Origin of the sequence: Agaribacterium haliotis (assembly GCF_002312815.1) — a bacterium.
Taxonomy (GTDB): Bacteria; Pseudomonadota; Gammaproteobacteria; order Pseudomonadales; family Cellvibrionaceae; genus Agaribacterium; species Agaribacterium haliotis.
In genome coordinates, this window is sequence record NZ_NKQJ01000001.1 from 236,652 (window position 1) to 251,093 (window position 14,442).

A 14,442-nucleotide genomic window follows, 5' to 3' on the forward strand; every position below is an offset into this window, starting at 1 on the left:
ATTTACCTAACGAAGACGCTTGATACGCTCAGATGGGCTGATAACATCGGTCATGCGAATACCAAACTTTTCGTTGACCACAACAACCTCACCGTGAGCAATTAAGGTTCCATTCACCAGTACATCAAGTGGCTCACCCGCCAAGCGATCGAGCTCAATCACTGAGCCCTGATTCAACTGTAATAAATTGCGAATGGTAATATTGGTGCGACCAACCTCCATTGAAATCGATACAGGAATATCGAGAATCACTTCTAGGTCGGGCTGCCCCTCTCCACTGGGTGCTTCTACGTTGTCAAAATCGTCGAGCTCCACCGCTTGAGCGGGCTCGGCCGCGTCTTGCTCGGCATCGATAATTTCCTGCTCTTCCATCGCCGCGGCCCATTCATCGGCCATGCTGTCCTGATCGACATTGTCGTCTTCATCACTCATTTACTTCTCCCAGAGGGTTGGATTCAGCGCTGCTAGAGGGCCGATCAAAAGGTTCAAGAATACGCAGTGCCAAGTTGTCATTACTTTGACCAAACTCAGCTTTAAATAGTGGTACACCGTTTGCTGTCACGACGTGAAAATCCGGCATCGTAATTGGAATAATGTCGCCATCCCGAAGGTCGACGATATCTCGCAATGAGATCTTTTTTTCAACCACATCACACTCAATTGCGACTTCGGCCTCCATTACATCTTCTTTAAGCGCTTTAACCCAACGCTCATCGCGCTCATCGGTATCACTTTGCAGGCCGGCATCAAGCACCTCGCGAATCGGTTCAACCATTGAGTACGGCATGGTGATATGAAGCTCTCCGCCACCGCCATCGAGCTCCACATGAAAGGTCGACACCACGACCACCTCACTGGGGCTAACAATATTAGCCATTGATGGGTTTACTTCGGAATTAATGTATTCAAACTCAATTTCCAGCACCGCCTTCCACGCTTCGCGCAAGTCGATAAACACTTGCTCAAGCACCATTTGCACCACACGAAGCTCCGTCGGAGTAAATTCACGCCCCTCAATTTTGGCATGGCGACCGTCTCCGCCAAAAAAATTATCAACTAACTTAAAAACCAGTTTTGCATCGAGAATAACTAACGCCGTGCCGCGCAGCGGGCGAAACTTGACCATATTTAAACTGGTTGGCACATAGAGGGTGTGAACGTATTCGCCAAATTTTTGAATCTGTATGCCGCCAACACTGACATCGGCTGTGCGGCGCAATAAATTAAACATTGAAATACGGGTGTAGCGGGCAAAGCGCTCGTTGATCATCTCCAGCGTTGGCATGCGCCCGCGAACAATGCGGTCTTGACTGGTCAGGTCGTAGGCAACAACACCACCTGGGTCCAACTCGCCTTCGGTTTCTATATCTCCGTCATCGACGCCGTGAAGCAGCGCATCGATTTCGTCTTGGCTTAATAAGTCCTGCACAAGTCTTTACCCTACTGCATAACAAAATTAGTAAAGAGCACTTGCTCAATACCGGGTTTGCCAATTTCTTTTTCAAAGGCCGTTTGCAATTCTTTTAAAAGCTGCAAACGCAAAAACTCCTTGCCTTCAGCTGTTTGCACTTCTTCAAAAATCTGCCCGCCGGCCACCAAGGTAACAATGTGATCAACGGTGGCGCGGTGTAGTTCGAGCGCGGCAATGACATCGTCTTCCCGCGTCATCACCGTTAAATCCAGGCGCAAGTAACGCCGCCGCCCGCGAGCTTCGATATTGAGTATGTATTCGGGTTTTAAAGCGTAATAAATGGCAGGTTTGGGAGGGGCTTCAACGGGTTCTTGCTCGAGCTGCTCACCTTCTTCTGGCACGGCTTCGGGTTGCAACATCGACAGAACAGCAACGGTACCGCCCACAGACACACCGATAAGCACAAGGCCTACAAGCAGCAACAATAAAAGTTTTTTCTTGCCACCGGATGCGGGCGCATCGGTGTTGTCGTCGTTTTGTTCTTGTTCTTCATCTGCCATGTCAAAGTTCCGTCGTAAAAACGAGGCTCAAGAGCATGGCAGCAAGACTTATGCCACGAATTTTTGGATTAGCAACTACACAAAATCGTCGACACCGAGCTTTAATTGCATCGATACTGACTGAGCCTGATCTTCATCGTCAGTAGCATCGACTAATTGATCTGCCGCCTGCTCCGCCCCCTGCTCTGAGTCTAGATCATCGCGCTGCTGACGCTGATCTTTGACATCGACATCAACAAGATCAAACCCTTCTGCGGCAAATATTTCTCTAAGCCTGGCCTGGCCCTGTTCAAGCTGTTCACGCACAGCAGAAGATTGCGCACTAAAACTTACAGCGGCTTGATCGTGCTGAAGCTGAACTCTTACCTGCAGAGGGCCGAGCTCGGGTGGATCGAGCTGAATTTCAGCAAAATTTAAATTCTTAGCCGCCAACTGTACAACCTGTTGACCAAGGGCCTCATTCCACCGAGGTGCAGAAAAACTTAGGTTCAGGCTCGATTTTGCCGCGCCCGAGCCCATCGAGTGTAGCTGGTTCAAACGGTTTTCCATCACTGCAGCATCGCCAGCGACAGCTTTCTCTTGTAACAACTCAGCACCGGCAGCTGGGCGATCACTTAAACTTATGGCCTGCTCCAGCTTGCCCACACCGGACATCGCCTGCTGAGCAAGCGTAACGCGAACCGACTGCGAACCAGGTGCCACAGCGCTGAGCTCGCTTGCGACCGCAACAGACGCTGGCGCAGAGGACGCCTTAAGTGCTGTAAACTCGTTTGCCTGCTTGGCTGCGCTGTTATTATTCAAAAGCCCTGCAGGAAACAGCGTAAACTCAGAAACCGCGGCCGCGGCGGCTGGGCTCGCCCCCCCAGCAAGGCCATGCTGATTAACACTGAAGCCTGCGATAGAGCCGCCTGTAAGATCTGAACGAAGCTCGGCGCCGACAAACGCAGCCGCATTAATCTTTGAGGTACTTGCAGTAAGTGCAAACGGCTGCGCCAACTCATCTGCGGCTGCTGCGCTGACTGCGCCCTCCGCATGCGTCATTGCCGCGGCAAGCAAAGGCACGGTGACTTGAGCGCCAACAGCGCGATCACCAGTATCTGGCGATGAGGCCGGCAGCGTATTAGATAGCTCAGCGTGCTCAAGACTCTGCTGCTCAAGGCTTCTTTCGTCGACAACAAAGGCCAAAGCGGCAGCAAATGTCTGCTTGTCATCCATCCCCCCTTCATTACCGCTAGTAACTGAAGCGGCAGCATCAACAAAACTGTGCTGGGCGTCCACTTGAGTCGACTCCGCCTGGGATACATCGGGCGTTGCGCTAACCGTTGGCAAAAGCTGCATACTTATCTTACCTCTAAGCGTGGTTTCATTGAGTCAGTCATTGAGCACTTAATAACAACAAATACCTGAACAACTGCAAAGACCCAGAACTGCCAATGGCATAAGCCCAAACTAGATCTGAGGGTGTCACAAAAGAGAGGCTGCAGACTCTATGCCAATATCAAATCCAGGCCTAAGTGCAGTGAAAGAAAAAACGCAAGGCTACGACAGCACAGGTAGCGAAGAAGAGAGTACTAAATTAGGGAGTATTTACCCGGCGCAATTGCTCACAAACATCGGCAAACATTTGCAGGGCAGAGGCAAGGTTTGGCGCAAGATTGCTTGCATCCTCTTTTTGCGCAGCATTTTCAATATCCGCGCAAATATCAGCCAAGGCGTTGGCGCCAATATTGCGACAGCTGCCTTTAAGACCGTGAGCTTCTGCACGCACGATATGAAATTCAGGCCCTGTTACCGCCAAACTTAAGCGCTCAAGGCGTTTGCCTCCATCGTCGATAAAAGCCGTCACCAGGGTTTCGAACTTTTCCCCCAATAAATCTTTGAGCTGATGCAACATGGCCTGATCGAGGAGCATTTGTTCTGACATGATTACTGATCCTGCTCGTGCCAACTAAAGGCAACCTCGACATCATTGCCCGGTGCCCGCAAAATAACCTCGTCACAGACACTGTTCATAAGTGACAGGCCCCGGCCAAAATAATTGTGCTGCCCGGCGTCGCCCGCATCGGCTTTTTCGTAGAGCTTATCTTGGCCTACCCCAAAACCTTGACCACTGTCGATCACCCTAAGCCGCAGCGTGCCGCACTTACCTTTGTCATCGCTCGACTCGCGATGCTTAATCATAAAGCGCACACTGCCACTATCTAGCTCAGCAAGAGATTGACGACGAGTTTCATAGTATTCAACAAAACCCTCCGGGCTCGATTTAAGAGAGGACTTAAGGCGCAATATACCGTGCTCAAGCGCATTGGAATACAGCTCGGCAACAACGGTATATAAGATGGTGCGGTGCGGACTGAGCCCGCTGATCTCATTGAGTATACTTGTCACCAGCGGTAAAGGGTCGAATTGGCGAAGGGTATTTGCATCTAAGCTCAAATCCATGGTCCAGTCAGCGAGCTTCTCTGAGCTTTGCACCTCGTACTGATGTCGCTTGTTCTCGTATTGAATATCTTGGATAGGAATCTCAACCAGCGACAAGTCATCGTCTTTTTCGGATTCACCAATATGGGCCTGAACTTCATCCAGTACCGCGTGAAAAAGATCATCACTGTGTTTATTCTGCTCAATAAACTGATGCAGTCGATCTTCACCGAACATTGCACCGGCTGAATTTCGGGCTTCAAAAATACCGTCAGACCAGAGAAATAGCCTGTCTCCGGTATCGAGTGCAACGCGTTCGGTTTGCGCTCGAAATTCCTTACTCGACAAAACGCCTAAGGGCAAATTCTTAGACGCAAGCGCTTCAAAACCATCACCTTGTTTTCGGTATAGAAAACTCGCAGGTAAGCCGCCATTCCAATACCGCAAACGCCGTTGCTGCATATTAATGTCGATACAGGTTGCGCAACAGAAAAAACCAACCGGTAAGATTTCATGCAGCTTTTGATTTATCTCTGCCATGATATCCGAGACGGAAAAGCCTTTGCGTACCATGCCATAAAATGTGGTTGCCAGTGGCATCGAGCCAATAGCTGCGGGCAAACCATGGCCGGTAAAATCACCGAGCAACACAATCAGGCTACCCGACGGACTTACATCAGCGACAATAACATCACCGTTAAACACCGCCAGCGGGCTCATGTAAAAGTTGAGATAACCATCATCGAGGCAACCTGTGTGCGCGATTTGATCAAACACCTGCTTCGCGACAGTTTGTTCTTGAATCAAGTGCTGATTATTAAGTTCAATCTGCTGCTTTTGGTGAGTAAGGGTTTGATGCATTTCCCGAACGCGGGCGAAAGCCTTGATCTTACTTTTAAGAACAACAGAGTTGTAAGGCTTCGGTATGAAATCGTTGCCACCGGCTTCGATGCACTCAACCAGGCTTTCGTTATCGGTAAGTGACGTCAAAAATAAAATAGGTACGAGCTCATCTTGGTAGAGCTCCCGTATTTTACGTGCCGCTTCCAGCCCTCCCATATTCGGCATCATCACGTCGAGTAAAACAATATCGGGGCGATGTGCCTCAAATGCATCTAGCGCTTCAATGCCATCGGCAACTGGAATGGCCTGATGCCCCGCCTGGGCAACGATGCTCTCAAGTATTAGGCGATCGGCACTTGAATCTTCAGCGATCAGAATTCGTAAAGAAGGGCTTTCCGTGGTCACTCAATACAGACCTCGTAACCAGACCAAAGGCCTGGCTACTGAATATCGAAAAGTTGAGTAAAGCTAGAGATTGCGAAGATTTTCTTCACTTCGGGGGAGCAGTTTTTAATTTTGATATTAGCTTGATCACCACCGGCAAAATCCCGCAAAACCAGTAGCATTCCAAGTGCAGAACTATCGAGATGAACCGTATCTTGCAAGTCAACTTGATACTCGTTGACCGCGCCTGCATCCAAATCTTCATAGCTGCGTCGAAAATCATCCAAAGAGCTAGCGTCGAAACGCCCATCAATCGATATGGTCAGCACTGCCCCGTCCGACGACACATTTGATTGGATTGACATAAAGTTATTCTCCTGAAACTGACAAACCCGGCTGCGGCTATTCCTATAGGCCTAATGATAGACTAATTCGCGGCCGACAGCACCACGCCCAACGGCTTTTTATTTCGCTCTTACATAGTCTGCGAGAATAGCTGAGGCGATTCGATCTATGCTAAGGACTTTGCTTGCAGCCTGCAGTGCAACCGCCGCACCGGGCATACCCCAAACAACACTGGACGATTCATCTTGCGCTATGGTCATTGCGCCAGCCTTGCGCATACGCAACAACGCCTGCGCCCCATCCTGCCCCATACCAGTTAGCAATACGCCAATTGCGTTTGCACCGTTTAATGTAAGCACCGAGTCGAACAGCACCTCTACCGCTGGTCGATGGCGATTAACCGGTGCGCCCTGATCTAAATGACAATAATAATCCTTGCCTTTGCGCTTGAGCATTAGGTGTGAATGCCCTGGCGCGATATAAACACAGCCACTTTCAACCAACTGATCCTGCTCAGCTTCGTATACCTTGGCCGCCGACTGACTATCGACTCGCCTGGCGAACGACGCGCTAAAACTCTCTGGTATATGCTGCGTAATCAAGGTAGGTGGGCAGTTTTCAGGAAAACAACTCACTACCTCTTTAATAGCTTCGGTCCCCCCTGTAGAGGCGCCAATCGCGCAGAGATAGTTGCTGCGACCGCCCGAAAGCCTGGGCACATCGACAGCGGGTAGTTCTTTACCCTCAAGCGCAAAACTCTGACGAATATTCGCCCGCGCGGCCGCCTTAACTTTTAAACAGATATGCTCAGCATAACGCGCCAGTGCATCTGCGCCCTCATTTTTTGGCTTGGCGACAAAATCAATCGCACCTAGCTCCAGCGCTTCAAGGGTTGCCGGAGCACCCTCTTGCGTAAGTGTGGAAATCATAACAACCGGCATTGGCCGAAGACGCATAAGGTTTTTCAAGAATGTGATGCCGTTCATCTTTGGCATTTCTATATCAAGCGTTAACACGTCGGGGTTTAACTGCTTGATAAGTTCACGCGCTTCGTAGGGGTCACAGGCTACACCGCAGACATCAATTTCTGCATCTGACTTGAGAACTTCAGTTAACAGGGCGCGAATTAACGCCGAATCATCGACAATCAATACTTTAATTTTTTTATTATTCATGCGCGGCTACCTAAGGCCAAATAACAGGAACTTCATGCTAAAACAGCTCGACATCGCTGGAGCTTTTCTTCTCCATCATTGACTCCATATATGCCTTTTCACGGCGTTCGACCGTATCGTTGGCGCGGACACGTAAGCGCTTGAGTTTTACCGCTCCGGTATCGGGAAAATACAAAACCTTTCTCGGGCAATCACTGCCGACATCCTGCGCATCAATCCTCAAGCCTTCTCGCTCAAGATACTCCAGTACAAAACCGACGTTGCGCGCCCCGATATCGATATTGTTCATACCCGAGAGCACCTTACCGCCACCAAATATCTTGACCTCCATATGGCTGCGCGTGCCACCGAGCTTCATAATTTCATTAATTAAGAACTCCATTGCCCAATTGCCGTAACACAGTGCTGAATTCACCAGTGACGGCCGCTCAATCGCTCTATCAGAGTGCTGAACAGGCAGCATGAAATGATTCATCCCTCCGATACCTAGGCGCTTGTCGCGCACACAGGCTGCGACACACGAGCCCAAAACAGTAACGATCATCTCACCCTTATCACTGACATAACATTCACCGGGAAGAATTTTCGCCGCGGGGGTATCCATACGTCGATCCCAATAGCGGTTTACATGCTCAAATCCGGCAAGTGCATTGGGCAATTTGGCCTTCATGTGATCGCGTATCGACATCAGCATTTTTTCCTGTAAATCGTTCGCCCTAACGATTCATATCGATTACTAATATTGTGTAGGTTTTCACTGTGGCCAATAAATAAATGACCGGCTGTACAGAGCATATCCGCGTAGCGATCAAATAATAATTTTTGGGTTTCCATATCGAAGTAAATCACTACATTTCTGCAAAAGATCACATCAAAGGGGCCTTTCATCGGCCATTGATGTAGCAGATTTAACTGTTTAAAGGTCACCAGCGATGAAACCGCTTGCTTAATGCGGTATTTGCCACCACTTCTACTACCCTGCAGGCAGTTGCTATAAGCACTGGGTACCTTCTCGGCCCTGTCACCGTCATAGATACCTTGTTTTGCGCGCTCCACCACATTGGAGTCGAGGTCTGTGGCTAGAATTTTCACATCCCACGAGCGCAGCAGCGAAAACTGCGATAAAACCATTGCAAGAGAGTAGGCTTCTTCCCCCGTAGAGCACCCGGCAGACCAGAATCGTATACGCTTAGAACTTTGATTCTCTCGCAGCAGGCGGGGTAAGACCTCATCTTTAATAAAATCAAAGTGATGAGCCTCTCTAAAAAAAGCGGTTAAATTGGTAGTAATAGAGTTAACAAAATTAGGTAATTCAGGGGAGTTATTCGCCGCTATTAAAGTACAATAATCAGCAAACGAATTGAGGTTCAGCCGGCGCAAGCGCCTGGCCAGGCGCCCGTAGACCATGTCCTTTTTGTGTTCGGTAAGTTTAATGCCAGTAATTTTATAAGCGAGGCTCTGTATATTCTGATAATCGACATCGGTCATTGGAAACTCTCTATCAGAAAATTTACCTCGCGCATTCATCCGGCAACCTCCAGCTTAGGCTCATGAGCATATAATTCGACACAGATAACATCTGTGTCGTCATTCAGCTAAAAATCTTCCCACTCATCATCACCCGCACTGCCGCTTTCTGGAAGACTGATTACATTGGCAGTAGACGCAGCAGCAATTGCTGGCTGAGCGACGTGAGTAACAGCAGGGGCAGCACTTGCCACAACACCGGTACCCGAGCCCGCACTTGTACTAAAGAACGACACGACTTGATTCATATCTCGGGCCTGATCAGCCATTGCCTCACCGGCAGCTGTAGCCTCTTCGACCAGCGCCGCATTCTTTTGAGTCATCTCATCCATTTGACTCACAGCAGCATTTACCTGCTCAATACCTGAGGTTTGCTCCCTCGCTGCATCGGCAATTTCACGCATCATGGATGTGACATTCTCAACCGACTGAACAATTTCGGACAAGGTCTGGCCACTTTGATTAACTAACGCTGTACCGTCATCCACTTTGCTAACGGTATCTCGAATTAAATCTTTGATTTCCTTGGCTGCACCTGCACTGCGCTGAGCGAGATTTCTTACCTCACCAGCAACCACCGCGAACCCGCGCCCCTGCTCACCGGCTCGAGCAGCCTCTACTGCCGCATTAAGCGCTAACAGATTAGTTTGAAACGCAATCTCATCAATCACACCAATAATGTCGCTAATTTTCTTACTAGCCGCATTGATGTCGCCCATCGCGACAACAGCCTTTTCAACAACCTCCCCACCTTCTCGCGCTTTGTCCCTCGCTTCATTGGCCCGCTCATTGGCCGACTCAGCGTTCTCTGCGCTCTGCTTAACCGTTGAGGTCATCTGCTCCATGCTTGAAGCCGTCTCTTCGAGAGAAGAGGCCTGCTCTTCCGTTCGTTGACTGAGGTCTGTATTGCCTTGTGCAATTTCATTTGCAGCCGTCGAAATGGAATTAGAGCTAATACGAATCTTACTAATTACATCAGTGAGTTTATCTGCCGTCGCATTTGCATCATCCTTTAATTGCGAAAATGCACCGGCATACTCACGCGTAATACGCTCTGACAGATCTCCGCGAGCCATCGCCCCGAGCATGCGCAAGATATCGTTAAAAGCGACCTCGACCGTACTGGTTAAGTTATTTAAACCTTTAGCTAGATTTAAATAAAACCCGTCTTTACCGTCGAGGCTGGCCTGCTTGGTAAAGTCGCCCTGCCCGACGGCTTCAACAATGCTATCTATCTCTTTTTCTATAGATAGTTCTTGAGTTTTGTCAGCCCATTCAACAACAGTTCCGACGCGCTCGCCGTCACTAAACACGGGATTAGCAATAACCGTAAAGCTGCGCCCCCCTACTTCCGCCTTGCCAAAGTAAGCTTGTTTTAAGCCCTTAAGCAGCCCACGTTGATGTGCGGGGTTCTTGTGAAAGTCGTCGATATTCATACCCATAAGTTTTGAAGAGTTAAAATTTGGTAACTCTTTACGGATATCCGATTCGGCATTTCTCATCATTTCTAACACCGCATCATTCAAATACATAATGTTGCAATCGGGGTCAGCGATCATGACATTGGCCGACACATTATCGAGCGCTTGGCGAACACGCGCATTTTCCGCTGCGATGCGCCGCTCCTCCTGCTCTTTTTTTAGTCGATCAGTTTTATCGTTCCACTCAACAATAGTGCCGATTCGCTTACCGTCTACGTCAAGCCACGGTGTTGCGATTAAATCAAAAGTTAAGCCACCAACTTTAACATCGGCCTTATAGGCTTCTTTTAATCTTGAAATCATTCCCCGCTGGTGCTGAGGGTTCGCGTGAAACTGATCTACATTGCTGCCCTGTAATTTATCGACAGAGAAACTTGGCAATTCTTGCTGCAACTCTTTTTCTCGATGACGCAACATACGCTGCACTTCATCATTCATATAAACGATGTTTAAGTTTTCATCCGCCAACATTACATTGGCCTGGCAAGACTGCAGCGCTTGCGAAATATTAGCAATCTTGCGATTTTCTTCAGCCTGTCGTTTTTGCTCTGTAATATCGGAGGCGTATTTAATCACCTTTATTGGTTTTCCGTCCAAGCCCAGGACGGGGTTGTATGTCGCTTGAATCCAGACTTCTTTACCGCCCTTACCATAACGCTTGTATTCATTTGCATCGTGCTCACCGCGGTTAAGTTTATCCCAAAACGCTTTGTAAGCGGCACTTGAAGCGGTTTCATCGTCAACAAACATCTGATGATGTTTGCCTTGAATTTCATCGAGACGATAGCCAACCGTAGACAAAAAGTTTTCATTTGCGGTAATAATGCTGCCATCCATGTTGAACTCAATAACTGCTTGAGACTTGGATATCGCGTCAATTTTGGCATTGTTTTCTGTTGCCTGGAGCTTCTGTGCGGTAATATCTGTAGCGAATTTAACGACCTTATAAACCTGCCCCTGATCATCTTTTAACGGGTTGTAAGATGCGTGTATCCACACTTCTTTTCCGGCATTGCCGACACGTTTATATTCCTGAACAAAATGTTCACCTCGATTCAGTGACGACCAAAACTGCTGATACTCTGAACTTAAACGCTCTTCAGGTGTTACAAACATACTGTGGTGCTTGCCAACTATTTCGTCGTGCCTGTACCCCATTGCGTTGAGAAAATTATCATTCGCATCGACAATGGTCCCATCCGGGCTAAACTCAATAATCGCTTGTGTTCGACTTACCGCTTCGAGTTTATCTCTTAATTCCTGGCATCCATCATCTTTATTCGATGAAAAAATATTCATTAAACTCATGTCCTTACTCCTTTGTATNTGCGGTGGTCACACTACTAATTTGCTGCTGTAACGAGCCCAAATTTGGAATATCTTCAAGGTCAAGTAACTGGTCTATATCCAACAAAATAACCATTTTGTCATCAACGTTTACCAAACCGCGAATAACCTCAGTGTTAATTGATGAACCTAAATCTGGTGCGGGCCGCATATCACTGTCAGCCAAGGCATATACATCTGAAACAGCATCAACAACAATGCCCATCACCCGCGAGGTATTTTCCGTTTCAACTTTTAAAACAATAACCACGGTGACAGGCGTATACTCGATCGCCTGCATGCCAAAACACTGACGCAAATCAACAATTGGAACAATCGTTCCACGAAGGTTAATTACGCCCTTAATATGCGGCGGTGCATTGGGTAGTGGCGTCGCTGCTTCCCACCCCCGAATCTCCTGAACTGCGAGAATATCTACACCGTATTCTTCACCGGCCATAATAAAAGTAAGGTATTGGTTATCTGAATTTGCGTTAAGATCCGTCGCATCAACCGCTTTAACAGAGCCTTCCGACGACAATTGTTTTGCTTCCATATTTGCCTCTTAACCCGCAGCCTGGTGCGGTTGCTTAAGTTCCGATTTTTGATTTCCAACAATCAAACCTAGCGTTTGAGTCTTTACCCCCAAGCGCTCCGCAGCGAGTTTCACTATGCTCTGAATATCTAAAATCAATGCAACAGTACCATCACCAAGAATGGTTGCGCCGGATATTCCTTCCACACGCTGATAATTTTGTTCCAAGCTCTTAATAACCACCTGCTGCTGCCCTAACAGCTCATCCACAACAATGCCATATTTTTCGCCGTCTGCCTCAACCACAACCAATAACGACTCTTCAATTGAGGTCGACTCAGGTTCAACAGAAAATGCTTTATAAAGCTCAATAATCGGCACGTAGTCATCACGCAACTTGAAAACACTACAACCACCACCCACCTGCCGAACTAGTTCACCCTGGCACTGCAGTGATTCAACGATGGATACCAGCGGAAATACATAAGTATTATCTCCAACCCGAACGAGTTGGCCGTCGAGAATCGCAAGCGTCAGCGGTAACTTAACAGTGATTTTTGATCCCGCTCCAGGATTAGATTGAATTTCAACATGGCCATTTAGCGCTTGAATATTTCGCTTAACCACGTCCATACCAACACCGCGACCGCTGACATCACTTACTTCCTTAGCTGTAGAAAAACCTGGCTGGAAGATCAGGTCATATACCTGTTCGTCAGTCATCGCTTCGGCATCACGCTCGTTAATCAGTTCGTTTTCAATGGCTTTTTGCACAAGCTTTGAACGATCTAGACCTCGACCATCGTCACAGATTTCAATCACTACGTTTCCGCTTTGATGAAAGGCATTAAGCTCGATATGCCCACTTGGGTCTTTACCCTGCTCCGCGCGCTCAGCTGGTGTTTCTATACCGTGATCAACCGCGTTGCGAACAAGGTGTACAAGTGGATCACCAATTTTTTCCATAACTGTTTTGTCAAGCTCAGTACTCTCGCCATTGAGCACAAGCTCGACTGACTTGCCCAAGCTCTGCCCAAGGTCGCGGACCATACGAGGGAAACGGCTAAACACAAAGCTGATCGGCAGCATCCGTATTTTCATGACGCTTTCTTGTAGCTCACGCGTATTTTGCTCCAGCTGGCTTAGCCCCTCCATTAACTTGGGCACACGATCAAGCTCATACTGCGTGCCAAGCTGCCCCAACATACTTTGGGTAATGACAAGTTCACCCACCATATTAATTAGGCTATCGACTTTATCGATGCCGACACGGATTGATGACGTTTCGCCAGATAGCTTTTTAGCTGGGCTTGTCGCGGGTATTTTCTTATCTTTTTCTTTTGGGGCCGACTGTTTATTCACTGGCTCAGAGGCATGCTCCACCGAATCTTTACCTGCGCCTTGAGCGGCTTCGATTTTTAACGCACAATCATCGAGCACCCATTCAAATACGGCCTCGATTTCGGATCGACTCGCCGTTGAATTACAAAGTGTAAGCGACCACTCAAGATAACAATTTTCGGCATCCATTGATTGCAGCTCAGGTAGCAGCTTGCTGTCACATTGCACCTTGAGCTCACCAAAATCCGACAGCGCTTTAAACATGCGAACGATATCATTGCCGGTGCGAAGTAAATCAAGCGCGGGCTTAAATCGAATATGCCAGGCTTCAGTACCAGAGCACAGTGACTGGTGACTGTTCGGTAGTTGGGCCTCATCATCAGCGGCGATAGCGATATCTAAGTCACATTCATCTTCAATCCATTCAAATATTTCGCGTATTTGATCTTCACTACAAGCACTGAAGAGGCTCATGCTCCAAGATAGGTAACTCTTTTCCGGATCGAGATCGGATAGCGTTGGTAACGCATCAATTGCGCAACACAAACTCAGTTCACCAAGATCGGCTAAGGCTTGAATATTTCTTAAAGGGTCATTACCAGACAGGAATATCTCAGACTTCGGAGCAAAGTTTATACGCCACGTTTGAGCAGTTGCTTGCGCGGCGTCTGTGGTTGGCGCATCAACGGGTGCGGCAGTTTGATCAGTGAGGAGGTTTTCGAATTGTTTTTTTAGTTGCGCAGCAAGTTCCGTTGCTCCGTCCTGGCCGGATTTTAGCTGCTCGAGCATTTCCCGCATACAGTCGACAGAGCGAAGCAGTATATTAATGTCGTCAGCACTGAGTGCGCGCTGACCTGCTCTAACTTGATCAAGAAAGGTTTCAAGAACATGAGTAAACTCTGCTATAGAACTAAAACCAAAGGTAGCGCTGCCACCTTTGATACTGTGAGCGCTGCGAAAAATAGCATTGATGGTTTCATCGTCGAGTGCGTCGACATCGAGCTCCATCAGTGCCGCTTCCATAATATCCAGGCCTTCGACACTCTCTTCAAAAAAGACCTGATGAAATTGTTCTAGATCTATTGTCATCCAG

Annotated in this window: 13 protein-coding genes; all 13 read right to left on the reverse strand. The window is 48.2% G+C overall.

Features of this window, described 5'->3' with window-relative positions; translation table 11 throughout:
• Positions 1-6: 6 nt before the first annotated feature.
• The 13 genes from fliN to CFK45_RS01175 all read right to left on the reverse strand — a co-directional run bounded on the left by fliN (position 7) and on the right by CFK45_RS01175 (position 14,438).
• Positions 7-432 (reverse strand): flagellar motor switch protein FliN, encoded by a 426-nt coding sequence (fliN, locus tag CFK45_RS01115; protein WP_096084554.1) that lies wholly within the window; start codon positions 430-432, stop codon positions 7-9.
• Positions 425-1,429: a flagellar motor switch protein FliM gene (gene fliM / locus CFK45_RS01120; protein ID WP_096084555.1), complete on the reverse strand. Its 1,005-nt coding sequence runs from the start codon at positions 1,427-1,429 to the stop codon at positions 425-427. Before fliM ends, fliN begins: the two co-directional genes overlap by 8 nt.
• An 11-nt stretch (positions 1,430-1,440) precedes the next feature.
• Complete coding sequence (locus CFK45_RS01125; RefSeq protein WP_096084556.1) at positions 1,441-1,971, reverse strand: flagellar basal body-associated FliL family protein; 531 nt, start codon at positions 1,969-1,971, stop codon at positions 1,441-1,443.
• Between the two features lie 75 nt (positions 1,972-2,046).
• Positions 2,047-3,309 (reverse strand): flagellar hook-length control protein FliK, encoded by a 1,263-nt coding sequence (locus tag CFK45_RS01130; protein WP_096084557.1) that lies wholly within the window; start codon positions 3,307-3,309, stop codon positions 2,047-2,049.
• A 238-nt stretch (positions 3,310-3,547) separates the two neighbouring features.
• The gene (locus CFK45_RS01135) at positions 3,548-3,895 is read right to left on the reverse strand and encodes an Hpt domain-containing protein (protein WP_096084558.1); all 348 of its coding nucleotides are present in this window, start codon (positions 3,893-3,895) and stop codon (positions 3,548-3,550) included.
• Between the two features lie 2 nt (positions 3,896-3,897).
• Positions 3,898-5,640, reverse strand: a complete 1,743-nt coding sequence (locus CFK45_RS01140; protein ID WP_096084559.1) for a SpoIIE family protein phosphatase — start codon at positions 5,638-5,640, stop codon at positions 3,898-3,900.
• A 35-nt stretch (positions 5,641-5,675) separates the two neighbouring features.
• Positions 5,676-5,984, reverse strand: a complete 309-nt coding sequence (locus CFK45_RS01145; RefSeq protein WP_096084560.1) for an STAS domain-containing protein — start codon at positions 5,982-5,984, stop codon at positions 5,676-5,678.
• Between the two features lie 99 nt (positions 5,985-6,083).
• On the reverse strand, positions 6,084-7,139 hold the full coding sequence (locus CFK45_RS01150) for a protein-glutamate methylesterase/protein-glutamine glutaminase (protein WP_096084561.1): 1,056 nt from the start codon (positions 7,137-7,139) through the stop codon (positions 6,084-6,086).
• Positions 7,140-7,176: 37 nt separating this feature from the next.
• Entirely contained in the window at positions 7,177-7,827 is a 651-nt protein-coding gene (gene cheD, locus CFK45_RS01155; protein ID WP_096084886.1) for a chemoreceptor glutamine deamidase CheD, read from the reverse strand.
• Positions 7,827-8,666: a CheR family methyltransferase gene (locus tag CFK45_RS01160; RefSeq protein WP_204378395.1), complete on the reverse strand. Its 840-nt coding sequence runs from the start codon at positions 8,664-8,666 to the stop codon at positions 7,827-7,829. Before CFK45_RS01160 ends, cheD begins: the two co-directional genes overlap by 1 nt.
• A 68-nt stretch (positions 8,667-8,734) precedes the next feature.
• Positions 8,735-11,455, reverse strand: a complete 2,721-nt coding sequence (locus tag CFK45_RS18775; RefSeq protein WP_275655664.1) for a methyl-accepting chemotaxis protein — start codon at positions 11,453-11,455, stop codon at positions 8,735-8,737.
• Between the two features lie 4 nt (positions 11,456-11,459).
• The gene (locus tag CFK45_RS01170) at positions 11,460-12,029 is read right to left on the reverse strand and encodes a chemotaxis protein CheW (protein ID WP_096084563.1); all 570 of its coding nucleotides are present in this window, start codon (positions 12,027-12,029) and stop codon (positions 11,460-11,462) included.
• Positions 12,030-12,038: 9 nt separating this feature from the next.
• Positions 12,039-14,438, reverse strand: a complete 2,400-nt coding sequence (locus CFK45_RS01175; protein WP_096084564.1) for a chemotaxis protein CheA — start codon at positions 14,436-14,438, stop codon at positions 12,039-12,041.
• Positions 14,439-14,442: the final 4 nt, after the last annotated feature.

Bases quoted from the DNA above. Each gene is read 5' to 3' on its own strand.
- fliN (WP_096084554.1), bottom strand. From the start codon at position 432: ATGAGTGATGAAGACGACAATGTCGATCAGGACAGCATGGCCGATGAA.
- CFK45_RS01125 (WP_096084556.1), bottom strand. From the start codon at position 1,971: ATGGCAGATGAAGAACAAGAACAAAACGACGACAACACCGATGCGCCC.
- CFK45_RS01130 (WP_096084557.1), bottom strand. From the start codon at position 3,309: ATGCAGCTTTTGCCAACGGTTAGCGCAACGCCCGATGTATCCCAGGCG.
- CFK45_RS01135 (WP_096084558.1), bottom strand. From the start codon at position 3,895: ATGTCAGAACAAATGCTCCTCGATCAGGCCATGTTGCATCAGCTCAAA.
- CFK45_RS01145 (WP_096084560.1), bottom strand. From the start codon at position 5,984: ATGTCAATCCAATCAAATGTGTCGTCGGACGGGGCAGTGCTGACCATA.
- CFK45_RS01150 (WP_096084561.1), bottom strand. From the start codon at position 7,139: ATGAATAATAAAAAAATTAAAGTATTGATTGTCGATGATTCGGCGTTA.
- cheD (WP_096084886.1), bottom strand. From the start codon at position 7,827: ATGTCGATACGCGATCACATGAAGGCCAAATTGCCCAATGCACTTGCC.
- CFK45_RS01160 (WP_204378395.1), bottom strand. From the start codon at position 8,666: ATGAATGCGCGAGGTAAATTTTCTGATAGAGAGTTTCCAATGACCGAT.
- CFK45_RS18775 (WP_275655664.1), bottom strand. From the start codon at position 11,455: ATGAGTTTAATGAATATTTTTTCATCGAATAAAGATGATGGATGCCAG.
- CFK45_RS01175 (WP_096084564.1), bottom strand. From the start codon at position 14,438: ATGACAATAGATCTAGAACAATTTCATCAGGTCTTTTTTGAAGAGAGT.